The following is a 24,044-nucleotide window of genomic DNA, read 5'->3' on the forward strand; positions in this document are numbered from 1 at the left end:
AGTTTATAATCGTGGGTTTCGGTGCTGGTCGGACGAAGGTCCGGCGTATCTACGGTGCCGATGTTCACGGTGAAGGCCATGCGCCTTTGCTTTTCTTGATCTGCTCGCCCTGAGTGTCTCCTGGTGCGGTGGATGTTTTCAGAACTTTAGGAAACAACATGGTCGTGATCCGACTCGCACGTGGCGGCGCAAAAAAGCGTCCTTTCTTCAACATCGTCGTCGCTGACTCGCGCACCCGCCGCGACGGCCGCTTCATCGAGCGCGTGGGCTTCTACAACCCCGTCGCCTCCGGTGCCGAGCAGCCGCTGCGCGTGGCGTTCGACCGCCTGGACTACTGGACCAACACCGGTGCCCAGATGTCCCCGACGGTGGCTCGCCTCGTGGCGCAAGCCAAGGCAGCAGCCTGAATCGCGCCGCGGCCGTGACCGTGATGTCTGCGCCTGCCGGGGACGCCGATCCCTCCTGGCCTGACGACGCGGTTGAAGTCGGCCGCGTGCTCGACGCCTGGGGAATCAAGGGCTGGGTCAAGGCCCAGTCCTTTGCCTCCGATCCCCAGGCCTTGCTGGAGGCCCGTCGCTGGTACCTCCGACCCCCCGAAGACGGCGCGCTGAAGCGCCCGGCAGGTGCGGCTGCGGCCTTCCCTGACCACATCGCCATCCTTGAATCGCGCGTGCACGGCGACGTGATCGTCGCGCAGGCGCGCGGGGTGTCCGACCGCACCGGTGCGGAGTCGCTGCGGGGCGCCCGCATCTTCCTGGCACGGGGTGCCTTTCCCAAGCCCCGCGCCGGCGAGTACTACTGGGTCGACCTGATCGGCCTCGAGGTGGTCAACCGCGAAGGGCAGCCCATGGGCACCGTCATCGGCCTGATCGACACCGGCCCGCACAGCGTGCTGCGTCTGGCCCGGCCCGACAGCGAAGCCAACCCGGACGGTGAAGAGCGCCTCATTCCCTTCGTTGGCGCCTACGTCGACGACGTGAGCCTGGAATCGCGCCGCATCACGGTCGACTGGGGCCTCGACTACTGACGCCGGCGCACCCGCGATGCGCTTCGATGTCGTCACGCTCTTCCCCGACCTCTTCACGCCCCACCTGACGCTCGGCGTCACCCGTAGGGCCTACGAGTCGCGGCAGGTCGACGTCCATCTCTGGCCGTTGCGGGACCATGCCGACGACAACTACCGCCGGGTGGACGATCGCCCCTATGGCGGCGGCCCGGGCATGGTGATGCTCGTGGAGCCCCTGGAACGCTGCCTGGCTGCAGCGCAGGCCGCACGCGGCGCACCGGCACCGGTGGTGCATTTCACTCCCACCGGGCGTCGCATCGACAACGCCGTTGTCCGCGAGTTCGCGGCCGGCCCGGGCGCCGTGTTGCTGTGCGGACGGTACGAAGGCATCGACCAGCGCTTCATCGATCGCCACGTCGACGTGGAATTGAGCCTGGGCGACTTCGTCCTGTCCGGCGGTGAACTGCCCGCACTGGCGCTGCTCGACGCCGTGGCCCGCCTGCAGCCGGGCGTGCTGGGCGACGCCCAGTCACATGAGCAGGACAGCTTCTCCGACGGGCTGCTCGACTGTCCCCACTACAGCCGCCCTGAAGTGCTCACCACGCCCGAGGGTGACGTGCTGCCCGTGCCACCCGTGCTGATGTCGGGCCACCACGCCCAGATTGCACGCTGGCGGCGGGAGCGTTCACTCGAGCTGACCGCGCGTCGCCGACCCGAGTTGATCGAAATCGCACGCCGTGCGGGGCAATTGTCGAAGGCCGACGAGAAATTCCTCTCCAATCTCGGTCTATAATCAGCGGCTTTTCGATCCTCTGCCTGGTCGAGGTCGTTCGTTCGCCACTCCGGTGGCCCGTGCGGCCCACACCTTCAACATGCGCCCGGCACGATCACAAGGAGAAAGCATGGACCTGATCCAAACCCTCGAGCAAGAAGAAATTGCTCGCCTCAACAAGACCATTCCCCCGTTCGCTCCCGGCGACACGGTGATCGTCAGCGTCAACGTGGTCGAAGGCACGCGCAAGCGCGTCCAGGCCTACGAAGGCGTCGTGATTGCCAAGCGCAACCGTGGCCTGAACTCCAGCTTCATCGTCCGCAAGATCTCCAGCGGCGAAGGCGTCGAGCGTACGTTCCAGCTGTACAGCCCGCTGATCTCGAAGATCGAGGTCAAGCGCCGCGGCGACGTCCGTCGCGCCAAGCTGTACTACCTCCGTCAGCGTTCGGGCAAGTCGGCCCGGATCAAGGAAAAGCTGGCCTGAGGCCTGCGGGCCGGATGACAAGGCCTGCGGTCTTGTCATCCAAACGAAGGCCGCCTCACGAGGCGGCTTTTTTTCGCGTCCAATCCTGCCATGTCCCTCAGTTTCGATCCCCAGGCGTTGCCCCCCATCGGTGTCGATCACCATCTGCCGCCCGTGCGGCCCGAGGCCCTGGCGATCGAAATGCTTCGACAGCGCTTCCAGGCGCCACCCGTTTGGCAGCCCGAGATTGAAGCCGAACGTCCCTTCATCGAACGGCCACCGGCCCACGCGTCGGTGCTGGTGCCGCTGGTGCAGCGCGACGAACTCACCGTGCTGTTCACGCGCCGCACCGCCCACCTGACCGATCACCCCGGACAGATCAGCTTTCCCGGCGGCCGGGCGGAGCCCGAGGACGCGAACGCGGTGGCCACCGCCCTGCGCGAGGCCCAGGAGGAAATCGGGCTCGCGCCGGCCTACGTCGACGTCCTGGGGCAACTGCCCACCTACACCACCGGCACGAGCTTCATCGTCACCCCGGTCGTCGGACTGGTGCGCCCCGGCTTCACGCTGCAGGCCGATCCCTTCGAGGTGGCCGAGGTGTTCGAGGTGCCGCTCGCCTTCCTGATGGACCCGGCCAACCACCGTTGGCACGAGGCCGACTTCGGCGGACGCCGGCGCGCATTCCTCTCCATGCCCTGGACCGGCCCGGACGCGGCAGGGCAGGCGCAACAGTATTTCGTGTGGGGCGCGACGGCCGCCATGGTGCGCAACTTCTATCGCTTCCTTGCTGCCTGACGCCATCGGCGCGGGCGCCCGGTATCATCGGGCTCCATGAGTTTTTTCGCCGTCCTGTTTGCCCTGCTGATCGAGCAGCTCAAGCCGCTGCCCCGCCGCAACGTGGTTCACGATGCGCTCACCACCTGGATGCGCTGGACGGGCCGCAACTTCGACGCCGGCCGACCGCACCATGCCTGGGTCGTGTGGTGCGTCACCGTGCTCGTGCCTGCCATCACGGCCTGCGCCATCCACATCGGCCTGGCCCACCTCAGCGTCGGGCTGGCCCTGGTCTGGGACATCGTCGTGCTGTACCTGACGATGGGTTTTCGCCAGTTCAGCCACTACTTCACCGACATCCGTGACGCCCTCGAGCGGGGCGACGAGGCAACCGCCCGCCTGCTGCTTGCCGAGTGGCGGCATCTCGATGCAAGCGAGCTTCCGCGCGGTGAACTGCTACGCCACGTCATCGAGCATTCGCTGCTCGCGGCACACCGCCACGTGTTCGGCGTGTTCTTCTGGTTCGTGGTGCTGTCGTCGGTCGGGCTCGGGCCGGCCGGTGCCGTGCTCTACCGCATGGCCGAGTTCGCCAGCCGCTACTGGGGCTTCAAGAGCCGGGTGGTCGGTGCCCCGGTGAACGAACGCCTGCTGGCCTTGTCGCAGCGCTTGTTCAGCCTGGTCGACCACCTGCCGGCGCGCCTCACCGCCTTCGGCTTCGCCGTCGTGGGCAACTTCGAGGAGGCCGTGTCGTGCTGGCGCCGGGATGCGGGCCTGTGGAAGCATGCCAACGAGGGCATCCTGCTCGCCGCTGCTGCCGGCGCCGTGGGGGTGCAGCTTGGCGGACATGCCGCCCCGGGCGTGACGCCGGACCGGTCCAAGACCTTCGATGCCGGCGCGCCGGATGAACTCGCCGGGGCTGAGGGGTCCACGCCCGGAGCCCCGGCCGAGATGGGCCACCTGCGCAGCGTCGTTGCGCTGGTGTGGCGCTCGGTGGTGCTGTGGATGCTGCTGCTGGCGCTGCTGTCGCTGGCGAACCTGGTCGGTTGAAGCGGTCGTCGGTGCCGGCCTGGCCCGTGCGCCGCGGCGTCGTGCGGCGGCGCCGCGCTCAAGCGCCCGTCTCAGCCGCCTGGGTCACTCACTCACCTCAATAGCGCGCCTGCGAGAGCTCACTGAAGATCTCGCCATAGATGCGGTAGCGGCTCTCGGTGATCTCGCCCCGCTCGAGCGCAGCCCGCACACCGCAACCCGGCTCGTGGAGATGGGTGCAGTTGTAGAAGCGGCAGGCCTTGGCCGGCTCCGCGAGGTCGGGCATCAGGCTTGGCAGCACCTGCGGCGACACCTGCCGAAGTCCGAACTCCTGGAAGCCGGGGGAATCGATCAGCCCCGTCCGGCGCTCGGCATCGAGCCAATACCACTGGGTGGTGGTGGTGGTGTGGCGACCGGAATTGAGCGCCTGCGAAATCTCGCCCACCTGGGCACGCGCGTCGGGCGCCAGCAGATTGATGAGCGTACTCTTGCCCGTACCGCTCGGTCCGAGCACGAGGCTTGATCGGCCGGCCAGCAGCGGGTCCAGCACGGCACGGGCCTGCTCGGGTTGCGCCTTCAGGGCCACCTCGTGCACGTCGTAGCCCATCGTGGCATAAGGTCGCAGGCGATCACGGGCGGCGGCGATCTGGGGCAGGTCGGCCTTGTTGAGCAGGATGTGGGCTTCGATGCCGGCGTCCTCGGCCGCGATGAGCGCCCGGGTGAGCTGCGACTCGCTGAACACCGGCTCGCTTGCCACCATGACGAGGATCAGGTCGAGGTTTGCCGCAAACGACTTGGTCTTCCACTCGTCCTGGCGAAAGAGCAGGTTGCGCCGAGGCTCCACCTGCTCGATGACGCCTTCGTCACCGGACACCTGCCAGCGCACCCGGTCGCCCACCACGCAGTCACTCTTCTTGCCGCGGGGGTGGCAGGTGAGCCGCCGACCCTCGGGCGTCTCGACGATGTAGTGGCGGCCATGGCCGGCCACCACCAGTCCGGTGGACATCGCTTCGGCCCGGCTCACGGGCGGGCTCCGGGGGCGGTCTCAGTGCGCAACGGGGAGAAGGGCATCGGTCTTGGCGGCGCAGATGAAGTCGTTGATCGAGATGCCGCCCACCGAGTGCGTGTTGAAGCGCACGGTGCATCGGTCATAGCCGATCTGCAGGTCGGGATGGTGGTCCTCCCCATGGGCGATCCAGGCGACAGCGTTGACGAACGCCATGGTCTCGTGGAAGTTGCCGAAACGGAAGGTCTTCTCGATGGCGTCGCCGGCGAGGCGCCAGCCGGCGAGGCGCGACAAGTGCGCCTGGATGTCTGCGGCTGTCATCGGTGAGCCCGTGCGGTTCTCGCAATGCTGCTGAAGCAAGTTCTTCATGGTCGACCTGTCTGCAGCGCAAGCGCTGCGATGCGCTCCGATGCCGGCGGGTGGGAGTACCAGAAGCGCACGTACAGCGGATCGGGTGTGAGGGTGGCCGCATTGTCCTCGTGCAGCTTGAGCAGGGCGGCGGCAAGGTCATTGCCGCTGGCCTGCTCGCTGGCGTAGGCGTCCGCCTCGAACTCATGCCGGCGCGACAGTAGGCTCATGAGGGGCGAGATGAAGAAGCCGAAGACCGGCACCACGAGCATGAAGAGCAGCAGGGCCAGCGCATCGTTGGGGGCGTTCATGCCGACCGTGGTGCCCAGGCCGGCGTAGAACCACAGCTTGCCGGACAGCCAGCCCAGCAGGGCGAAACCGAGCAGGCTCAGCGCGAACATCAGCACGATGCGCTTGAGCACGTGGCGGTGCTTGTAGTGGCCCAGTTCGTGGGCCAGCACGGCCTCGACTTCGCCGCCGGTCAGCTTGGCCAGCAAGGTATCGAAGAACACCACCCGCTTGGCCGCGCCCAGCCCGGTGAAGTAGGCATTGGCATGCCCTGAGCGCTTGCTGCCGTCCATCACGAACAGGCCCTTGGCCCGGAAGCCGCAGCGGGCCATCAGCGCCTGCACCCGCTCGCGGAGCGATTCGTCCGGCAGCGGCTCGAACTTGTTGAAGATCGGGGCGATCACGGTCGGGTAGAGCACCAGGGCCAGCAGGTTGAAGCCCATCCAGGCGCCCCAGGCCCACAGCCACCACAGCGAACCGGTGGCGCCCATGATCCAGAGGATGAGGGCGGCGATGGGCAGGCCGATGACCACGCCGACGAGCAGGCTCTTGACGGCATCGGCCAGGTAGAGCCTCCACGTCATGCGGTTGAAGCCGAACCGCTGCTCCAGCCGGAAGGTGTCGTAAAGCTCGAAGGGCAGGTCGAGCAGGGTGGAGATGAGCGAGAAGGCGGCCAGCAGCGCCAGCTGGTAGCCCATGGCACCGAGCACCGGAAAGACCGCCTCGTACAGCGCGGCGTTCAGGGCGGACAAGCCGCCGAGCAGCGTCCACCCGAGCAGCACCGCCGTGCCCCAGGCGGTCGTGATGAGCCCGAAACGGCCCTTGGCCAGGGTGTAGTCGGCCGCCTTCTGGTGAGCGGCCAGGGACACGGTGCCCGCGAATGCGACCGGCACGGCGCCGCGGTGGGCCGCCACATGCCGCATCTGCCGGGACGAGAGCCACACCTTGATGACGAACGAGAGCAGCAGGGCCGCAACGAACACGGCAGTCAGCACATTGGATTCCATGCCGCCAAGTGTAGGCGCTGGGCCTGCGAGAATGCGGCAACGCCATTCAGAACCGCACTGCGCCATGACCGACAACGCCACCCCCTCCGCCGCTGCCGCAGCCGCCACCGAACTCGCCAGCAGCGACCAGAACCTGGTCTGGATCGACCTCGAGATGACGGGCCTCTACCCGAACACCGACCGCATCATCGAGATTGCGGTCGTGGTGACCGACGCCGCCCTCACGAAGCGCGTCGAGGGCCCGGTGTTCGCCATCCACCAGAGCGATGCGACGCTCGACGCCATGGACGCCTGGAACAAGGGCACCCACGGCCGCAGTGGCCTGATCGACCGGGTCAAGGCCTCGCCCATCGACGAGGCCGAGGCCGAGACGCAGGTCATCGAATTCCTCAAGCGCTACGTGCCGAAGAACACCTCGCCGATGTGCGGCAACAGCATCTGCCAGGACCGCCGCTTCCTTGCGAACTACATGCCGCGCCTGGAAGCCTTCTTCCACTACCGCAACCTCGACGTCAGCACCTTGAAGGAGCTGGCCAAGCGCTGGAAGCCCGAGGTGCTGGCCGGCTTCAAGAAGGCCCAGGCGCACACCGCGCTGGCCGACATCAACGAGTCGATCGACGAGCTCGTCTACTACCGCCAGCACCTGCTGGCGCTCTGAGCCGAGCGGCCATCTTCATCCGGGCGACACAAATACTTGGGTCAAACCCGGATGTTGGGCTACAATCGCAGGCTGCGCTGCAATCACGGCCTCGGCCGGCAGCGTTTCGCTCATCCCCTCTGACCTTGTCGAGTCTTCCCGCGGTGATTCCACCGTGCGGCCTGTTCGAACCCCGATACGGGAATGGTTGGCGGCGATGCCGTCGCTTTGACTGTTCCTGATCAACCCGTCCTCCGGTGGCCTTCACCGGTGTGGGTTCGGACCTTCTTCCCAGCGACTTTGTAGCCGGCTCCGCAATCGATGCGGTGCCTGCAGGTGCTGACCCCTTGCGCCCCTGGCGTGGGCAGCGCCGTGTTTGAAAGATTGATGATGACGTTTGAAGCCCTCGGCCTCCAGCCCGCCCTCCTGCAAGCCCTGAACGACTCCGGCTATGCGACGCCGACCGACGTGCAGTCGCTCGCCATTCCCGCCGCGCTCGAAGGCAAGGACCTGATGGTCTCCTCCAGCACCGGCAGCGGCAAGACCGCCTCCTTCGTGCTGCCCGCGCTGCAGCGCATCCTCGCCGCCCGTGGCGACAACACCAAGCGCCGCGAGAAGGGCGTGGTCTATGGCCCGCGCATCCTCGTGCTGGCCCCGACCCGTGAACTCGCGATGCAGGTCGACAAGGCCGCGACGGTCTACGGCCGCCATGTGCAAGGCCTGAAGGTCACCACCGTGGTCGGTGGCGTGCCGTATCCGGCCCAGCTGAAGGCCCTGCGCGGCCCGCTCGACATCCTGATCGCCACCCCCGGCCGCCTGATCGACCACATCCAGACCGGCAAGGCCGTGCTCGACAACGTCGAGATGCTGGTGCTCGACGAAGCCGACCGCATGCTCGACATGGGCTTCATCGACGACATCCAGCACATCGCCGAGAAGCTGCCGGCCGGCCGCCAGACCGTGATGTTCAGCGCCACGTTCGCCGGCCACGTCGGGCGCCTTGCGCAAGACCTGCTGCGCGACCCGCAGCGCATCGAGGTCACCTCGCACACCGACACGCACGAGAACATCGAGCAGCGCCTGCACTGGGCCGACAACAAGTTCCACAAGGACGCGCTGCTCGACCACATCCTGACCCAGAAGGAAATGGAGCAGGCCGTGGTGTTCACCAGCACCCAGCGTGATGCCGACTGGCTCGCCGATCGCCTGGCCGACATGGGCCACGCCGTGGCGTCGCTGCACGGCGGCATGCCGCAAGGCCGCCGCACCCGCGTGCTGCAGGGCCTGCGCAACAAGCAGCTGCGCGTGCTCGTGGCGACCGACGTCGCCGCTCGCGGCATCGACGTGCCGACCATCAGCCACGTCATCAACTACGGCCTGCCGATGAAGGCCGAGGACTATGTGCACCGCATCGGCCGCACCGGCCGTGCAGGTCGCAATGGCCTGGCCGTGACCCTGGCCGAGCGCATGGACACCGGCATGATTCGCCGCATCCAGCAGTTCACGACCCAGAACATCCCGGTGTCGACCATCGAAGGCCTCGAGCCGAAGAGCCCGGAACCGCGCATGTTCGGCGGCCCGCGTCCGGAAGGCAAGTTCGGCGGCAAGCCGTTCGGCCACGGCCGTCCGGGTGGCAAGCCGTTCGGCAAGCCGTCGTTCGGCGGCCCGAAGCCGTTCAACCGCGACGCCGGCCCCCGTGAAGGTGGCTATGCACCGCGGCCGGAAGGTTTCGCACCGCGCCCGGAGGGCTTTGCTCCCCGCAACGAAGGTTTCGCTGCGCGCGACCGCTCGCCGTTCGACCGTCACCATGGCGATGAGCGCCGCGACAGCGGCTTCCAGTCGCGTGGCAATCCGTTCGACCGCGCACCGGCCGACCGCAACGCCGGTGGCTTTGCGCCGCGCAAGGCCGGCCCGGGTGGCCCGAAAGTGGGCGGCTTCAGCAAGCCCCAGCGTCCGCGCACCGGTGGCTTCGGCCGCTGAGGCCGACAACGGGCACTGACGCCCGTTGAGTCCATCTGAAAGCGCTGCCCTCGGGCAGCGCTTTTTTTTGCCCTGAACGGTCCGATGGCCCGCGTGCCGCGCGGGCACCGGGCCCTGTGCGCTCACTGGTCGGCGGTGATCTTGGCGGACTCCACGATGCGCGCGTACTGTGCCGATTCGGCCTGGATGAACTCGCGGAAGCGCTGCGGCGACATCGGCGCCGGCTCGCCGCCCTGCTCGCGCAGGCGCTGCGCCAGGTCAGGCGACGTCAGCGCCTCCACCACCGCGGCGTTGATGCGCTCGACGACGGGCGCCGGCGTTGCAGCCGGGGCGAACAGGCCGAACCAGTTTTCCAGGCGATAGGCCTTCGTCGATGCATGTTCGGCAATGGCCGGGATGTCCGGAGCGAAGCTGGCCCGCTCGGCCGACGTTACCGCGAGCGGCTTGACCCGACCGCTCTTGATGAACGGGCCGACCGCGGCCATGCTGACGAAGGTCAAGTCGACCGCGCCACCGGCCACGTCCACCAGTTGGCCCGCGGCGCCACGGTAGGGCACGTGGACCATGTGGATGCCGGCCATTTCCTCCAGCAGTTCGCCGTTCAGGTGCTGCGGATTGCCCACGCCGCTCGTGGCATAGCTCAGCTTGCCCGGATTCCTGCGGGCGTAGGCCAGCATCTCGGCAAAGGTCTGGAAGGGCGCCGATGGCGCCGCCACCAGCACGTTGGGCAGGCGCACGACCGCGGTGATGGCTGCGAGATCGCGTTCGGGGGCGTACTGCATGCGGTTGCGGTAGACCAATGGATGAATGGCCGTCTCGCCGGCGGAACCGAGCAGCAGCGTGTAGCCATCGGCAGGTGCCCGAACGACGGCCAGTGCGCCCAGCATGCCGCTGGCGCCCGGCTTGTTCTCCACCACCACCTGCAGCCCTTGCGAGGCGCGCAACTTGTCGGCGAGCAAGCGTGCCATGACATCGACGCCTCCGCCGGCGGAGAAGGGAACGATGATGGTGATGGGCTTGGCAGGGAACTCCTGCGCGGCCGCGATGCCCGACAGGGCGCTGCTGCAACCCGCGAGAAGAGCCAGCAGCAACTGGCGACGGAACGGAATCATGGAAGGGCCTTTGTGATGGATGCACGCATCCGGGTTCGCGCCATTGCATTTTAGAAATGAAAAATGCAAACTAGGGTGATGCAAAACGCCAGCTGCCTGCCCATCGCCCGCATCGACGTCGATGGGCAAGCCCTGCGCATCGTCGACCTCCCGGCCCTTTTGAGCAAGGATCTTCAGCGACTGCCCGTGGTGATGCGCCTGCTCCTCGAGAACCTCGCCCGTTGCAGCGAGAGCGAGGCGGAACGCCAGGCCGGTCAGCGCGCCGTGCTGGCCTGGCTCGGCGCGGGGACCAGCGAGGCGGAGATCGCCTTTCGCCCCAGCCGGTTGCTCATGCACGACACCACCAGCACGCCCGCCTTGGTCGACATCGCCGCCATGCGGGATGCGCTTGCCGAGGCCGGGGCCGATCCCGCGAGGCTCCATCCCACCCTGCCGGTCGACGTGTCGGTGGACCACTCCCTGGCCGTGGAGGTGCACGGCCGGGCCGATGCGGCGGCGGTCAACCTGGCCCACGAGCTCCGGCGCAACGCCGAGCGCTATCGTTTCCTGCGCTGGGCCGCCGACAGCCTCGACGGGGTCCGCATCCATCCGCCGGGAACCGGCATCATGCACACGCTCAACCTCGAGCAGCTGGCCACGGTGGTCCACACCGAATCGCGCGGCGGCGACACCTGGGCCGTGCCGGACGTCATGATCGGCACCGACAGCCACACGCCGATGATCAACGGCATCGGCGTCCTCGGTTGGGGCGTGGGCGGGCTCGAGGCACAGACCGTGATGTTCGGGCTGCCCACGGTGCTGCGCCTGCCGGACGTCGTCGGCGTGCGCCTCATCGGTCGCCTGCCGGCCGGCGTGCTGGCCACCGACCTCGCACTCACGGTCACCCAGCGCTTGCGGGCCATCGGCGTGGCCGGCGAGTTCGTCGAGTTCTTCGGACCGGGCGTTTCCACGTTGACGGCGGGCGACCGGGCCGTCGTCGCCAACATGGCACCCGAGTACGGTGCGACCACCGGCTTTTTCCCCGTCGACGAGCGCACCCTGCAGTACCTGCGTGCCACGGGCCGGAGCGAAGGCCGCCTGCGCTTGGTGTCGGCCTATCTGCGGCGGACGGGTCTGTGGTTCGACCCGGCGGCCGAGCCGCGCTTCACCCGCGTGCTGGAGATCGACCTCGGCAGCATCGGCCTGCACGTCGCCGGCCCGCGACGGCCCCAGGACCTGCTGGCCCACTGGCAGACGGGCGAGGCGCTCGCGCGGGTGGGCTTCGCGCCGGGGCAGCCGCATGCCAGCATGCCCGCACACCCGGTCGCGATCGCGGCGATCACGAGTTGCACGAACACCACCGACCCGCGCCTGCTGGTGGCCGCCGGCCTCGTGGCTCGTCGCGCACGCCAGCTCGGGTTGTCGGTGCCGTCGTGGGTCAAGACATCGCTCGCACCCGGCTCGCCTGCGGCAAGCTCGTACCTGCGGCGTGCCGGACTGCTCGACGACCTGGCGTCCATCGGCTTCGACATCGTCGGCTACGGTTGCACCACCTGCATCGGCAACGCCGGCCCGTTGCCGGCCGCCGTGCGCGAAGCCGCTGCCGCCGGGAGCATCCAGCCCGTCGCCGTGCTCTCGGGCAACCGCAACTTCCCTGGGCGCGTGCACCCCGACCTGGACCTGAACTTCATCATGTCGCCACCGCTCGTCATCGCGTTCGCCCTCGCGGGCGATGCGGCGCGCAACCTGCGGGACGAGCCGGTGCAGGTGGTGGCGGGGCGCGCCGTCCGCCTGGAGGACCTGTGGCCGACCGAAGCCGAGATCGAGGCCCACCTCGATGCCGGACTGGCGCCCGACGACTTCGCGCGGGACTTCGCCGCGGCGTCGCTCAGCCCGGGCTGGCAGGCGCTGCAGCGTCCGCAGGGTGCCCGCTTCCCGTGGGATCCGCGCTCCACCATCCTGCGCCGCCCGCCCTTCGCATCGATCGAGGCGGGCTCGCTGCTCGGGCGCTACATCGCCTACCCGCTGCTGGTGCTCGACGACGACGTGACGACGGATCACATCTCCCCGGCAAGCGCCATTCCGCGCGACAGCCAGGTGGCCGACTTCCTCGTGGAACGGGGCGAGAACCGGGACGACCTGAACGTGTTCGCGTCACGCCGAGGCAACTGGGAGGTGATGCTGCGGGCGGCGTTCCACAGCAAGTCCCTGCGCAACCTGCTGTCCCCCGGCGCACCCGTGGCGCACACGGTGCACGCGCCCAGTGGCGAGGTGGTCCCCTTGTGGGAGGCTGCCGCGCGGCATGCGGCAGCCGGGGAGTCGCTGGTGCTGCTGGCCGGCGAGCGCTACGGCACCGGCTCATCGCGCGACTGGGCCGCCAAGGGCCAGCGGTTGCTGGGCATCCGCGCCGTGCTGGCTTCCAGTTTCGAGCGCATTCACCGGTCCAATCTGATCGGCATGGGCATCCTGCCGCTGCGCCTGCCGCCGCAGGTGCACGCACGCACGCTGGGCTTGCAGCCCGGAGACCGCCTTGAAATCGACGCGGACCCGGCCGGCATGACGCCTCGATCCCTGGTGACGGTGCGCGTGGTGCGGCGCGACGGCGGCGTGGAATCGCTGGAGGCCGCGGCCGCAGTCGAGACCCGGTTCGAACTGGACCTGCTGCAGGCGGGCGGCGTCATTCCCTTCATCCTTCAGCGCCAGCTCGCCGCGGCGGCGTGAGACGAACGCGGCGTGGCGCTCGACACCTCCATCCCCGTTCGCATCGTCGAGCTCGTCCAGGCGGAAGGTCTGAAGCTGGGAACGCACCTGCCGGCGCAGATGCTGGCCGACAAACTCGACGTTTCCCGGTCCCCGGTCAACGAGGCGCTGTCGCTGCTGCACCGAGCAGGGCTGCTCTCCCACGAACCTCACCGCGGCTATTTCCTTCTGCGGACGGTGGACGATGCCGCTGCGTTCACCCGCGATGAACTGAAGCTCGGTGACGTGGACGACGTCACCCGGGCCTATCGCAGGATCGCCGATGACCGCCTGCAGGGCCTGCTGCCTGACAGCGTGTCCGAAGGCCTGCTGCGCCGCCGTTACGGCCTGACGCCGGCCCGGCTCGACGCGGTGTTGTCCCGCATCGCTGGCGAAGGGTGGGCGTCCAGGCGCCCCGGCTATGGCTGGACCTTCTCGCCGATGCTCGCCACGCCCGACAGCTTGCTGCAGTCCTACCGCATGCGATTGGCGATCGAGCCCGCGGCCCTCGGCGAGCCGGGCTATCGGCTGGACCCTCATGTGCTTGCACGCTGCCGTGCGGCCGAGGAGCACCTGCTGGGAGGCGGGATCGAGACCGACAGCGCCGAGCAGCTCCATGAGCGCGGCGTGCGGTTCCATGAGTCGCTCGTGCAGGGGAGCGGCAACGCCTTCTTCATCGATGCGATCCAGCGGGTCAACCGTGTGCGGCGGCTGCTGTCCTACCGCTCCACGCAAGACCGCGCCCGCTACCGTGAGCACTGCGAGCAGCACCTTCAGGTCCTTGCCTTGCTGGAGCGTGGACGCAACGCCGAGGCCGCCGAGGCGATGCGAACGCACCTGCAGAGTACGCTGCGCAACCTGGAGATGATCCGGTCGTTGCTCTGCCCGGGTGGTGAGCCCTCCGATGCCTGGACCTGATCGGCCCACCAGCCCCCTGGCCACCCATCCGAGCCGGGCCTGACAGTCACAGCGATGATCGAACCCGCGTGCTTCCCTGAACCATCGAGCCGTCCCATGAAACCTGACCCTGACGTGCTGCGGGCACTTGCGCCGACCGGCGTGTTGCGTGCCGCCATCAACCTCGGCAACCCCATCCTTGCGGCCACTGACCCCGGCACCGGCCAGCCACGGGGCGTGTCGGTCGACCTCGCGCGCGCCTTGGCCGGACGGCTTGGCGTGGCGCTGGAGCCGGTTGTGTTCCAGGCCGCCGGTCGCTCGGTGGAGGCGGTGACGGCGGAGGAGGCCGACATCGGCTTCTTCGCGGTGGATCCGCTGCGGGGCGCCGGCATTGCGTTCACGCCGCCCTACGTGCTGATCGAGGGCTGCTACCTTGTGCGCGACGCCTCCCCCCTTCGCCAGAACGAGGAGGTCGACCGCCCCGGGCATCGCGTCGCGGTGGGCCTCGGCAGCGCCTACGACCTGCACTTGTCGCGGGAGCTGAAGCAGGCCGCCATCGTCCGTGCGGCCACCTCGCCCACGGTGGTCGACACCTTTGTGGCGCAGGGACTCGAGGTGGCGGCGGGGGTGCGGCAGCAACTCGAGGCCGACGCCCGGCGGATCGGGGGCCTGCGTCTGCTCGAAGGTCACTTCATGGTCATCCGGCAGGCCATGGGCCTGCCACGCGGCCGTGGCGAAGCGGCTGCCCGGTACCTCGTCGACTTCATCGAAGCCATGAAGGCATCCGGCTTCGTGGCCGACGCCCTCGGGCGGCATGGCATCGAGGGCGCGTCGGTCGCGCCGGCCGCATGACGCCGCTGCGCGCTTACGTCGGTTCGCGCACGACGCGCGAGCGCCAGGCCCGAGGTGAGGGCATCACCGTCTGGGAGGTGGATGCGACGGGCGATCTGTCGCGACACCAAGTTCTGGGCGATCTCGTCAATCCGTCGTACCTCACCCTCAATCGGCAGGGCGATCGGCTCTACACCGTTCATGGCGACGGGGAGGCGGTCAGCGTGCTCGCCGTCGATCCGCTCGATGGGCGCCTGCGGCTCATGCAGACGCAGGGTTGCGGCGGGCGCAACCCGGTGCACCTGGCGCTCGATCCGCAGGAGCGGTTCCTCATCGTGTCGAACCACCTGAGCGGCAACGTCGCGGTGTTGCCGCTCGAGGCCGGCGGCTGCCTGGGGCCCGTGTCCTCGCTCGCGCACCTGCCGGGGACGCCCGGCCCCCATCGCATCGAGCAGCCGTTCTCCAAGCCTCACTTCAACGTGTTCGATCCGAGTGGGCAGTGGGTGCTCGTGCCGGACAAGGGCCTGGACCGCATCTTCGGCTTCCGCTTTGCGGAAGGTCAGCTGCTGCCTGCGGACGTGCCGCACGCACAGGTGCGTGAAGGCGCCGGTCCGCGGCACCTCGCGTTCCATCCAGCCGGGCAATGGGCGTACGTGATCAACGAACTCGACTCCACCGTGACGGCCTGTGCGTTCGACCCGGCCTCGGGCGCCCTGTCACCGTTCCAGCGCGTTCCCTCGGTCCCCGACGACCACACCGGCGACAACCGGGCGGCCGGCATCCTCGTGGACGCCCCGGGGCGTACCGTCTATGCCTCCAACCGAGGTCACGACAGCATCGCGGCCTTCGCGATCGACGCTGCGTCCGGGCGGTTGCGCCCTTTGGGGTGCGTGGCCTCGGGCGGCCGAACGCCTCGGTTCTTTGCACTGGAGCCGTCAGGCGAGCGGATGTACGTTCTCAATGAAGACAGCGACAGCATCACCCTGCTGCTGGTAGACCCGGCCACCGGTGCGCTCAGGGCCGGCGGCCGAACCGCGGCGTGCGGCAGCCCCGTGTGCATGGTGTTCTCCCGGCCTGGTTGAACCAGGCGGGGTGGACCGGTCAGCCGGGCATGCGGCTCGGGCGGCCGGACGCCGAGCCGGCGCCGGCCGTGCCCCTGGCCGTCGAGTTGCTCGAGCGATCGGGCGCTGTGGGCCAGGACGCTTCGGGAAGCACGTCCCCGCGCCGTCGGCCGTCCAGATGCGCGCGCCGCGGGTCGTCACTTCGGCTACCTGGACGATCGAGGGTTCCGACAAAGGTCAACGCCTTCGCCTCCTCAAGCAGGATCACCCCGCCATCAACCGAGCAACCCGGTGCGCCGTGCGCGAGTTCTGGGCAATCACCTTGATGACCACGATGAGCGCGGGACCGAGGAACAGGCCCCACACGCCCCAGAGGGCGCCCCAGAAGACAAGGCCGAGGAAGACCGCGGCAGCGTTCATCTTGGCGGCGCGGCTCTGCAGCCAAGCGGTCATGGCGGTGCCCACGAGCGTGGACAGCACCACCAGGTAGATGGCCATGCCGGCGGCCGCACCCAGCGTGCCATGCACGAGGAAGGTCTCCGCCGCACCCAGGGCCACCAACACGGCCATGCCGAGGTAGGGCACGAGGTGCAGGACGGCTGCGGTCAGGCCCCACATGGCGGCGTCGGGCAGGCCGGTGGCCCAGAAGGCCAGCCACACCGCCACGCCGATGACGGTGTTGGTGACGAGCAGCGTGCCTGCATACAGCCGGATCTGCCGGGACGTCTCGCGCAGCGCGCGGTCCGCCCGACAGCGGCCTCGCGGGTTGTGACCCCAGAGGTTGATGAATCGGGAGGTCAGCCGCTCGCCACCGGAGAGGACGAAGAAGGCGATGAAGAGGATGACGCTCAGGTCCGCCATGAACTTGAGGAGCACGGACGAGCCGCTGACCGCGGTGTCACGCACCAGCACGGTCGCCTCCTCGGTGATGGTCGGTCCTTGTTGCGCAGGAGGGCGCACGCGGCGCAGCGGCGCTCCGGTGGCGACGGATTGTGCAGCCCGGTCCAATTCGGCAAGGGCGTCGCGCGAACGCCTCAGCACCGAGTCCGACTCGGGCCGGTTCTTCACCATCCGCTCGGCCACGAGCTCGATCATCTCCGGCATGCGCTCCGCCATGCGGCCGATCTGCCCGCCAAAGGCCCACAAGCCCAGTGCGCCGATGCCCACCACGACCGCCATCACGGCCAGTGTCGAGACCACCCGGCTGCGCAGACCGCGTTCAAGCCACACCACCCAGGGCGCCACCAGCATGGCGAGCATCAGGCCGGCCGCGACGGGCACGAAGAAGCGCTGGCCCCACCAGAGCATGCCGACGACCCCGATGGTGGCCAGCACCGTGGCAGCAATGGGGGAGCGGGGGGGCGGCTGAAGGGGCCCGGTGGCGTAGGGGGCCGCACCCGCCTCGCGAGGTCGCAACTTGGCGACCACGGCGCGAGGGGAGGCGGGCTTCAGCGGAAAGGGGTTGGAGGGCATGGCGCGGCGATGTTTCCCGGCGGGCAAGAAGAAAGGCGCGCCCCCCTGTCGGAGTGGCGCGCCTCGGCGTGATGATCATCGGCAAGCGGCCGAGAGGCCGCGAGCGTCAGTTCCGGTCAGGGACGGACCAGGATGTCGTTCTTCACGTTCTTGACGCCCTTCACTTCGCGGGCCAGTGCGGCAGCATGAGCCCGCTCGGATTCGCTCTTGGCGAAGCCCGACAGCTGCACGGTGCCGTTCATGGTCTCGACCTGGATCGAGGAGGCGGCCACGGCCTTGTCCTCGATGAACTTGGCCTTCACCTTGGTGGAGATCGTCGTGTCGTCGACGTACTCGCCAACGGTGGACTGGTCGCGCGTGACGGCGCAGCCTGCGGTGGTGAGCAGGGCAACTGCGGTAACGGCGGCGGCGAGGGTGTTGCGGACAATCATGTGAATCTCCTTGTGCTGACGGAAGGTCCCGGGTGGAACCGGATCGGGTGGTGGTTGTTGTCGGAACAACCGGTGCCTCCACCCCTGAGGCAACGGCTGCGTCTTGCGCTTGAGATCTCTGCCTGACTACTTTCGACCGATCGCCTTCGCCCCGAGCACGCCGATCAGCAGCACGGCGGCGAAGAGGACGAGGAAGACCACGAACAGGAACTTGGCGATGCCGGCAGCGCCGGCGGCAACTCCACTGAAGCCGAGCACTCCGGCGATCAGCGAGATGACACCAAAAATGATGGCCCACTTGAGCATGTCGATCTCCTGGCTGGGCGCCGCGTGGGCGCGTTCTCATTCGATGGAGGAACTCTACGGGCGGGGTTTCGGGGGGGCCATCGGACTGCTGCGTGAGGCCCTGTAGGACGGGGTGCTGGGACGCCGGCTGGCGTGATCCACCGGTCGGGCTGCACCGCGCTCTCGCGCCGAAAGCGCTTCGGCCCGCGGTCCACTGAGGACTGGCGGGCCGAAGCAATAGGCTGAACTGAGCGCGGCGTACCGGCTCGGCAGTGAAGGAGTGCGACGTCCTGCGACGCGGTGGCCGTCGCGGTCAGGCGGCTTCGCGGAGTCGTTCGTCAGCCGCTGCGGCCGCGGGCACGGGACGAGCCGGCATCTCGAACCCCGGCTGGTGCGGCGGATGGACCGGCCCTTCCGGCTCGTCTTCGCCTTGGAGGCCCGCGGCCATGGCGGTGACGGAGGCCAGCACGGAAGCCAGGCTGATCGGCGGCACCATCAAGGTCATGAGGGCGCTGCCGGACACCCAGCGCCAAGGCCGCAGGCGGGTCACGGCCGCCCCGGCCAGGGCGGCACCTCCGAGCAGCAGCCACGGATGGCGTGCGGCGGCCGGCCCGAGCAGGTCACGTCCCGCCGTCGTGGCGAACGCCGCCGTGGCCTTCAGCGGATGCCGGGACCACCAGCGTCGAAGGTAGCGCACCGCCATGGAGGCGACGGGAACGTCGCTCAGGGAGTCGACGAGCAGCCCGAGCCAGGCGGGCTCGTCCTCGGGTGCCACGTCGTCAGCGTACGCGTCGACGGGCGGCTCGGGTTGAAGCCGCTCCGGATGGTAAGTGCGGTCGATCCAATGGCGCAGGGCCGCGCGTGAGGCATCGAGTCGCGCCTGGGGTGACAGTGGCAACTCGGGCAGCACGGGTTCACCTTGCATCATCGGATCGATGTCGGTGGATTCGATGTTCGGGTTCATGCCGACCTCGCCTGGTGGATCATGTGCAGGTCGGACTGGATCTGGGCCTTGATGGCCGCGAACGCTTTCTCTGCCGAGGGACGTTTTGCCGCGAGCCCGGCACCGATCGCCACCAGCAGCGGCACGGCGGGAGCGGCGCCGAGAACCCACTGCGCGCCGGTCGACAGCCCGGGGGTAACGGCCCACAGCATGAGCGCCACGCCCGTCAGCATGGCGGCGATCACCAGGCACACCAGGGCGACCACGCTCAGTGCCAGCCGCAAGGTCCATCGTCGCTGCACTTCCTTCGCTTCGCATTCGATGAGCGCCGCATAGGCACCGACGTGGTCGGCGACGAGATGCGGTTCGGTGGCGAGAAGGCGCACGAGCGGATGAATCATGATTCGGCCGATGAGGTAGGCGCCGCGGTGCGGCGGGGAACGTGGTTCTCAAGCGCGGCGGGCCCGGTCCCGCGCTGTGCGCGGAATCGGGCCCGGAACGCCGAAGCGTCAGAGGTCGTCGCGACGGCGACCGCTCTGCGCGAGGCTCAGCAACGCCATCAGCGCGGCGCCGGCAGCGGCAGCGATGAGGACGGCCTTGACCGGTTCATCCTTCACGTAGCGAGCCGTGACGTCGGTCAGCGAGGTGGCGCGGTCGCGCACCGTGTAGGCACTGTCCTTGACGGCGTCCAGTCCCTTGCGGGCCAGGGTCTCGGCCTGGGTGGCCAGGCGGGAGATGGCGGGCTGCACGTTGGCGCGGGCGGACTGGATGGCCGATTCGACGTGATCCAGCGCGTCGTTCGCGACTCGGCGGGAAGCGTGAACCGCGTTCTCCGCCGTGTCGGCTGCGCGCTCGGTGGCCGCCTGCGTCTGGTCATCGGAGGGCAGCATGCCTTGGGGCTTGTTGGGTGTCATGGTCGGATTCCCTGTTGTTGGTTGTGAACGGAACTCGCGTTCTCACGGAGACGGGCGACTAGCCCTTCTTGATGAGGCTGAACAGGAAGCTCGCGACGGCCAGCACGGCGAACACGATGAAGAGGATCTTGGCGATGCCGGCGGCACTGGCGGCGATGCCACCAAAACCGAACAGCGCGGCGATCAGCGCAATGACGAAAAAGACAACGGCGTAGTGCAGCATGGTGGGCTCCTTGGGGTCAGGCTTCAGACGAATCGTTTGAAGGGTTTGAGGACTGGTGAAACGGAGCTTATTGCCGCACCTCAGAGACCACCATGAGACTGGGGCCCGAGGGGGTGTCGGCGGCCCCTCGCTGCCCTTGTAGGAAAGCCCTTACCCCGGCGCGCCCGCCGTCGCGTCCGGTCCAGGAGCTGGCGGGGCGGGCGGTTCGGCCAATTGCGGCAGGCTGGCGCGGATCTGCGTGCCCTCACCGGGCCGGGCCTGCAGGGCCATCTGGCCTCCCTCCGCCTCGACCCGGTAGCGCATGCCCAGGAGTCCGTGACTCATCGGGCGCTTCACGCTCGTGTCGAAGCCCACTCCGTCGTCCTTGACGATCACCTCCACGCGGCCGTCCACCACCTGCACGCTGATCGACACGTGCTTGGCCTGCGCGTACTTGGCGATGTTCGTCAGGGCCTCCTGCACGAGCCGGTAGATGGTCAGTTCGCTGGACTGCTTGAGGCGGACGGCCTCCAACTGGGTGGCGACCGGGATGCCAGACCGCTCGGCGAACTCGCGGCTGAGGATCTCGAGTGCGGCCACCAGACCGAGGTTGTTCAGGGAGGAGGGGCGCAGGTCCTCGATGATGCGGCGCTTCAACGCGATGCCGTCATTCAGCGTTTCGTTGAGGTGGGTGATGCGCTCCTGTGCTTCGGGCGTGATGGTCCCGATGCGTGACTTCAGCCGCGCGACGTCCAGCTTGGCGGCGGTCAGGAGCGCACCCAGTTCGTCGTGCAGGTCGCGCGCCAAGCGGTTGCGTTCGTCTTCTCGGGCGGTCTGCAGGTGGTGGGCCAGTTCGGTGAGCTGTGCCGTGCGGCCCTTCACCTGGTGCTCGAGCAGATCGCGCTCGACCTGGAGGGCGAGCTGCTGGCGCCTGCGTTCCTGGTCGAGGGTGGCGGTCTGGCGGAGGTACATGAAGAAGGCCAGCACACTGAGGGCCGTCATGGCCGCCACGCCCAGGCGGCTGAGCTGCAGCGTCTGGTAGACGGACGCCCGGCTGGCGGTGATCTGGTCGGTCTCCCGCTTGAAGAGCCGCTCGGAGGCGACACGAATGGCCTCCATCTGCTCGCGCCCGATGTCGGTCTCGATGACGGCGCGCCAGGCGTCCTCCCGGCCTTCGGTGCGCAGCTGGATGGTGGTGTCCATCTCGGAGAGCTTCTTGTTCACCAGACCGGCCAGCACGGTGAAGTCGGTCACCTGCTGCGGCTCCTTCGCATAGAAGTCCTGCAGGGTGCGCATCGTCTGGCCGATGTTGTCCATCGTCTTGCGGTACGGCTCCAGGTATTCCGGCCGGCCGGTGATGAGGTAGCCCCGTTGACCGTTCTCGGCGTCCAGCACCTGCCGGATGAGCACCAGGTTGTTGATGCGAGCCACGGCAAGGTGGCCCAGGCGGTCGAGGGAGTCCACCGACGAGCGGTACGACGACTCGCTGATCGCCATCAGGCTCAGGGCGGTGATCACCGCCAAGGGGAAGGTGATGGCACTGCGCCTGAAGCGCCGAATGAAGTTCTTCATGCCTTGATCCGTTTCATGCAACTAGAATGATTCGTGACGCAACCCACACACTGTTCGAAACCGACATGATCAAAGTTGCCATCGTTGACGACCATGCCCTCGTTCGTGCCGGCCTGCGCCAGTACCTCTCCGAACAGGTCGATCTGCAGATCGTGGCCGAGGCCGCCAACGGCCGTGAGGCCCTCGACATCGTTCGCAAGGGCCTCGTGGACGTGCTTGTCATGGACCTGTCCATGCCCGAGCAGAGCGGGGTCGACGCGCTGGCTGCGATCCGGGCGCGCGCGCCGGAGCTGCCTGTTCTGATCCTGAGCGGCTTCCCGGAAGCGCACTACGCCACCACGCTGCTGCGACAAGGCGCGAGCGGCTACCTGAACAAGGAATGCGACCCCGAGGAAATCGTCACCGCGATCCGCACGGTGGCGCGGGGCCGCAAGTACATCACGCCGGCCGTTGCCGAGCTGCTGGCCGACAACCTGGGTGGCAACGCCGACAAGCCGCTTCATGAGCAATTGTCCGAGCGTGAGTTCCAGGTGTTCCTGCGGCTCGCCAAGGGTGAGACCATCGGCCACATGGCCGACAGCCTGTCGCTGAGCGTGAAGACGGTGAGCACGTATCGCACGCGCGTGATGGAGAAGATGAAGCTCGAGTCCAACAGCGACCTGACCTACTACGCGCTCAAGAACGGCCTCATCCAGTGAGGCAGTGGCCTGCCCAGGCCAGCGCCGGGAGGCGCGGGCCGGGGAAGGGCGGGGCGTGAGGCGCACCGGGCGCCTCAAAGGGCGCCCATCACCGATGTCGACGTGTCACCCGCCGCCAGCTTCTGGCAATAGGCGATGAGGGCGTCGATCTCATTCGATTTGTCGAACACCTTGTCGGCCCCGAGCTCCGCGCATTTGCGCCGCATGTCGGGGGTGGCGTAGTTGCTGAGCACGACCAGCTTGGCCTGCCCGGGCGCGCGCGCACTGGCGGCCAGGACGCCGAGGCCCGAGCCACTCTTGAGGAAGATGTCGATGATGACCAGGTCGCAGACGTTGCGAGGCTGAGAGAGCCAATAGACAGCGGCGGACTCGTTGTCCGCCGTACCCACCACCTCCACCGCAACCAGTTCCTCGAGCGTCGCGATGAGGTTCTCGCGGATCACCGGGCTGTCTTCGACGATGTAGGTTTTCAACATGGCAGCGAGCTTTGCATCGTGCCTGCGCACTCTTGTTGTAGGAATCGGCGGAGCATACCCGTGCTCGCTTCGGCGCACTGCACACTGGCTGCCCACCGGGCGCAGTGACAGCAGTCCGCTGCGGGTACAGCTTCGATCATGGCGGAATTCTAATGAGACGGATGCCTCGAAAGCGTCGGGGGAGTGCCGGAGTCCTTGTAGGAATCGGCCTACACGCCTACGGGACATCGACCGGCGTAGGACCGCACCGACACGGGAACCCTTGCTCGTCCGGCAGTCTCATGGCGCATCGCTTCATAGACTGCTGACGGAGGCGCCCAGAGACCGGTGGCAATCCTCGCACCGGGCGGCGAGCGGTCTCGTGCGGCAAGGACGGATACCGCTCGCTCGATCGTCCCCTCCGCCGTTCCGATCGGAGAATTGTCATGACCACGTATGCCCCGCCAGCGCCCTTCGACGCCATTGCGCTCCTGCTGCAGAACCGCAGTTCGGTGCAGGGCCTGCTCGACGCCTATGACGCGCTTTGCGATCGCCAAGGCGACGTGCGTTCGGAGAAGCTCGCCGTGGTGGAACGCCTGAGCCTGGAGCTGACGCTCGACACCCAGGTGGAGGAGGAGATGCTGGTGCCCGCCCTGCATCGCGCTGGCATCGACCTTTCGCCGGTGCTCGCCGTGCACGATTGCGCGTGGGCCCTGGTGGCCCGCATGTCGATGGGTGACCCGGGCGACCTTCGCTACGACGGCAAGGTCCAGGCGCTGGGCCGCGACCTGCGCCACCACCTGCGTCGGGCGCACGAACAGACGGTCCCTGCGCTGGTCGGGACCGACGTGGACCTCGGCGAGCTCGGCGCACGCATGATCGCCCGCAAGGTGCAGTTGATGGAGGCCGTGGAGCGCGAGGAGCAAGAGGACGAATCGGACGATCCGGTGGGCCGTCCGGTGTCGGCGCGCTTGCACTGATCCGCCGGAGGCTGCCTCCCGCCCGCCATCCTAGAATGGCGAAGTTCACCTGCCATCCACGCCGCTCCCCGGGACGGTGAGCGAGAGACGGTGATCGAGACCGAGGTGCGATGCGCCTCTTCGTCCTGGGCGAACGGGTCGGCCGCCCGACACCCATCCTGCGCT

At 68.2% G+C, this 24,044-nt stretch carries 27 protein-coding genes; 14 read left to right on the top strand and 13 right to left on the bottom strand.

What is annotated here, in order from left to right:
• The first annotated feature begins 158 nt into the window (after nucleotides 1-158).
• From rpsP to ACSQ2F_RS04455, 6 genes are all read left to right on the top strand, one after another.
• Entirely contained in the window at nucleotides 159-407 is a 249-nt protein-coding gene (gene rpsP, locus ACSQ2F_RS04430; RefSeq protein ID WP_436020175.1) for a 30S ribosomal protein S16, read from the top strand.
• Nucleotides 408-430: 23 nt separating this feature from the next.
• A complete protein-coding gene (rimM, locus tag ACSQ2F_RS04435) occupies nucleotides 431-1,027 on the top strand; it encodes a ribosome maturation factor RimM (protein ID WP_436020177.1) in 597 nt (198 codons plus the stop codon).
• 16 nt (nucleotides 1,028-1,043) lie between these two features.
• On the top strand, nucleotides 1,044-1,799 hold the full coding sequence (gene trmD, locus ACSQ2F_RS04440) for a tRNA (guanosine(37)-N1)-methyltransferase TrmD (RefSeq protein WP_436020179.1): 756 nt from the start codon (nucleotides 1,044-1,046) through the stop codon (nucleotides 1,797-1,799).
• 109 nt (nucleotides 1,800-1,908) lie between these two features.
• Nucleotides 1,909-2,262 (top strand): 50S ribosomal protein L19, encoded by a 354-nt coding sequence (rplS, locus tag ACSQ2F_RS04445; protein ID WP_436020181.1) that lies wholly within the window; start codon nucleotides 1,909-1,911, stop codon nucleotides 2,260-2,262.
• A 90-nt stretch (nucleotides 2,263-2,352) separates the two neighbouring features.
• Nucleotides 2,353-3,036: a CoA pyrophosphatase gene (locus tag ACSQ2F_RS04450; RefSeq protein WP_436020183.1), complete on the top strand. Its 684-nt coding sequence runs from the start codon at nucleotides 2,353-2,355 to the stop codon at nucleotides 3,034-3,036.
• Nucleotides 3,037-3,072: 36 nt separating this feature from the next.
• Entirely contained in the window at nucleotides 3,073-4,062 is a 990-nt protein-coding gene (locus ACSQ2F_RS04455; protein ID WP_436020185.1) for a CobD/CbiB family protein, read from the top strand.
• A gap of 97 nt (nucleotides 4,063-4,159) precedes the next feature.
• Here ACSQ2F_RS04455 and rsgA read toward each other — a convergent pair whose 3' ends face one another.
• Genes rsgA through ACSQ2F_RS04470 form a run of 3 tightly spaced genes read right to left on the bottom strand, consistent with a single transcriptional unit; the run spans nucleotide 4,160 to nucleotide 6,690 of the window.
• Nucleotides 4,160-5,047 carry a ribosome small subunit-dependent GTPase A gene (gene rsgA, locus ACSQ2F_RS04460; protein ID WP_436026728.1) on the bottom strand — a complete coding sequence of 296 codons (888 nt, stop codon included), beginning with the start codon at nucleotides 5,045-5,047 and terminating at the stop codon, nucleotides 4,160-4,162.
• Between the two features lie 39 nt (nucleotides 5,048-5,086).
• Nucleotides 5,087-5,416 (bottom strand): 4a-hydroxytetrahydrobiopterin dehydratase, encoded by a 330-nt coding sequence (locus tag ACSQ2F_RS04465; RefSeq protein WP_436020187.1) that lies wholly within the window; start codon nucleotides 5,414-5,416, stop codon nucleotides 5,087-5,089.
• On the bottom strand, nucleotides 5,413-6,690 hold the full coding sequence (locus tag ACSQ2F_RS04470; protein ID WP_436020189.1) for a M48 family metallopeptidase: 1,278 nt from the start codon (nucleotides 6,688-6,690) through the stop codon (nucleotides 5,413-5,415). Before ACSQ2F_RS04470 ends, ACSQ2F_RS04465 begins: the two co-directional genes overlap by 4 nt.
• A gap of 64 nt (nucleotides 6,691-6,754) precedes the next feature.
• Here ACSQ2F_RS04470 and orn point away from each other — a divergent pair, with 64 nt between their 5' ends.
• Together orn and ACSQ2F_RS04480 are read left to right on the top strand one after the other, a co-directional pair.
• On the top strand, nucleotides 6,755-7,348 hold the full coding sequence (orn, locus tag ACSQ2F_RS04475) for an oligoribonuclease (RefSeq protein WP_436020191.1): 594 nt from the start codon (nucleotides 6,755-6,757) through the stop codon (nucleotides 7,346-7,348).
• A gap of 366 nt (nucleotides 7,349-7,714) precedes the next feature.
• On the top strand, nucleotides 7,715-9,307 hold the full coding sequence (locus tag ACSQ2F_RS04480; RefSeq protein WP_436020193.1) for a DEAD/DEAH box helicase: 1,593 nt from the start codon (nucleotides 7,715-7,717) through the stop codon (nucleotides 9,305-9,307).
• A 122-nt stretch (nucleotides 9,308-9,429) separates the two neighbouring features.
• Here ACSQ2F_RS04480 and ACSQ2F_RS04485 read toward each other — a convergent pair whose 3' ends face one another.
• Complete coding sequence (locus ACSQ2F_RS04485) at nucleotides 9,430-10,419, bottom strand: Bug family tripartite tricarboxylate transporter substrate binding protein (protein WP_436020195.1); 990 nt, start codon at nucleotides 10,417-10,419, stop codon at nucleotides 9,430-9,432.
• A gap of 78 nt (nucleotides 10,420-10,497) precedes the next feature.
• Between ACSQ2F_RS04485 and acnA the strand changes: the two genes are divergently transcribed.
• From acnA to ACSQ2F_RS04505, 4 genes are all read left to right on the top strand, one after another.
• Nucleotides 10,498-13,119, top strand: coding sequence for an aconitate hydratase AcnA (acnA, locus tag ACSQ2F_RS04490; protein WP_436020197.1), 2,622 nt, complete (start codon nucleotides 10,498-10,500; stop codon nucleotides 13,117-13,119).
• Between the two features lie 12 nt (nucleotides 13,120-13,131).
• Entirely contained in the window at nucleotides 13,132-14,055 is a 924-nt protein-coding gene (locus tag ACSQ2F_RS04495; RefSeq protein WP_436020199.1) for an FCD domain-containing protein, read from the top strand.
• A 96-nt stretch (nucleotides 14,056-14,151) separates the two neighbouring features.
• Nucleotides 14,152-14,886: an ABC transporter substrate-binding protein gene (locus ACSQ2F_RS04500; protein WP_436020201.1), complete on the top strand. Its 735-nt coding sequence runs from the start codon at nucleotides 14,152-14,154 to the stop codon at nucleotides 14,884-14,886.
• Nucleotides 14,883-15,947: a lactonase family protein gene (locus ACSQ2F_RS04505; RefSeq protein WP_436020203.1), complete on the top strand. Its 1,065-nt coding sequence runs from the start codon at nucleotides 14,883-14,885 to the stop codon at nucleotides 15,945-15,947. The genes ACSQ2F_RS04500 and ACSQ2F_RS04505 overlap by 4 nt, the downstream gene beginning before the upstream one ends.
• A 243-nt stretch (nucleotides 15,948-16,190) precedes the next feature.
• Here ACSQ2F_RS04505 and ACSQ2F_RS04510 read toward each other — a convergent pair whose 3' ends face one another.
• The 8 genes from ACSQ2F_RS04510 to ACSQ2F_RS04545 all read right to left on the bottom strand — a co-directional run bounded on the left by ACSQ2F_RS04510 (nucleotide 16,191) and on the right by ACSQ2F_RS04545 (nucleotide 21,746).
• On the bottom strand, nucleotides 16,191-17,399 hold the full coding sequence (locus ACSQ2F_RS04510) for an AI-2E family transporter (protein ID WP_436020205.1): 1,209 nt from the start codon (nucleotides 17,397-17,399) through the stop codon (nucleotides 16,191-16,193).
• A 116-nt stretch (nucleotides 17,400-17,515) separates the two neighbouring features.
• Nucleotides 17,516-17,830, bottom strand: a complete 315-nt coding sequence (locus ACSQ2F_RS04515) for a BON domain-containing protein (protein WP_436020207.1) — start codon at nucleotides 17,828-17,830, stop codon at nucleotides 17,516-17,518.
• A 126-nt stretch (nucleotides 17,831-17,956) separates the two neighbouring features.
• Nucleotides 17,957-18,136: a DUF1328 family protein gene (locus ACSQ2F_RS04520; RefSeq protein WP_436020209.1), complete on the bottom strand. Its 180-nt coding sequence runs from the start codon at nucleotides 18,134-18,136 to the stop codon at nucleotides 17,957-17,959.
• Between the two features lie 292 nt (nucleotides 18,137-18,428).
• Nucleotides 18,429-19,079, bottom strand: coding sequence for a hypothetical protein (locus ACSQ2F_RS04525; protein WP_436020211.1), 651 nt, complete (start codon nucleotides 19,077-19,079; stop codon nucleotides 18,429-18,431).
• On the bottom strand, nucleotides 19,076-19,459 hold the full coding sequence (locus ACSQ2F_RS04530) for a hypothetical protein (RefSeq protein WP_436020213.1): 384 nt from the start codon (nucleotides 19,457-19,459) through the stop codon (nucleotides 19,076-19,078). The genes ACSQ2F_RS04525 and ACSQ2F_RS04530 overlap by 4 nt, the downstream gene beginning before the upstream one ends.
• Nucleotides 19,460-19,567: 108 nt before the next feature.
• Entirely contained in the window at nucleotides 19,568-19,972 is a 405-nt protein-coding gene (locus ACSQ2F_RS04535) for a hypothetical protein (RefSeq protein ID WP_436020215.1), read from the bottom strand.
• A gap of 58 nt (nucleotides 19,973-20,030) precedes the next feature.
• Entirely contained in the window at nucleotides 20,031-20,195 is a 165-nt protein-coding gene (locus ACSQ2F_RS04540; protein ID WP_436020217.1) for a DUF1328 domain-containing protein, read from the bottom strand.
• Between the two features lie 150 nt (nucleotides 20,196-20,345).
• Nucleotides 20,346-21,746: a CHASE3 domain-containing protein gene (locus tag ACSQ2F_RS04545; RefSeq protein ID WP_436020219.1), complete on the bottom strand. Its 1,401-nt coding sequence runs from the start codon at nucleotides 21,744-21,746 to the stop codon at nucleotides 20,346-20,348.
• A 65-nt stretch (nucleotides 21,747-21,811) separates the two neighbouring features.
• Here ACSQ2F_RS04545 and ACSQ2F_RS04550 point away from each other — a divergent pair, with 65 nt between their 5' ends.
• The gene (locus tag ACSQ2F_RS04550; RefSeq protein ID WP_436020221.1) at nucleotides 21,812-22,444 is read left to right on the top strand and encodes a response regulator; all 633 of its coding nucleotides are present in this window, start codon (nucleotides 21,812-21,814) and stop codon (nucleotides 22,442-22,444) included.
• A gap of 74 nt (nucleotides 22,445-22,518) precedes the next feature.
• Here ACSQ2F_RS04550 and ACSQ2F_RS04555 read toward each other — a convergent pair whose 3' ends face one another.
• Nucleotides 22,519-22,920, bottom strand: a complete 402-nt coding sequence (locus ACSQ2F_RS04555) for a response regulator transcription factor (protein ID WP_436020223.1) — start codon at nucleotides 22,918-22,920, stop codon at nucleotides 22,519-22,521.
• 425 nt (nucleotides 22,921-23,345) lie between these two features.
• Here ACSQ2F_RS04555 and ACSQ2F_RS04560 point away from each other — a divergent pair, with 425 nt between their 5' ends.
• Nucleotides 23,346-23,879 (top strand): hypothetical protein, encoded by a 534-nt coding sequence (locus ACSQ2F_RS04560; RefSeq protein ID WP_436020225.1) that lies wholly within the window; start codon nucleotides 23,346-23,348, stop codon nucleotides 23,877-23,879.
• Nucleotides 23,880-24,044 lie beyond the last annotated feature (165 nt).

Origin of the sequence: Rhizobacter sp. LjRoot28, from assembly GCF_964253025.1 — a bacterium.
In the GTDB taxonomy this organism is placed as follows: domain Bacteria; phylum Pseudomonadota; class Gammaproteobacteria; order Burkholderiales; family Burkholderiaceae_C; genus Rhizobacter.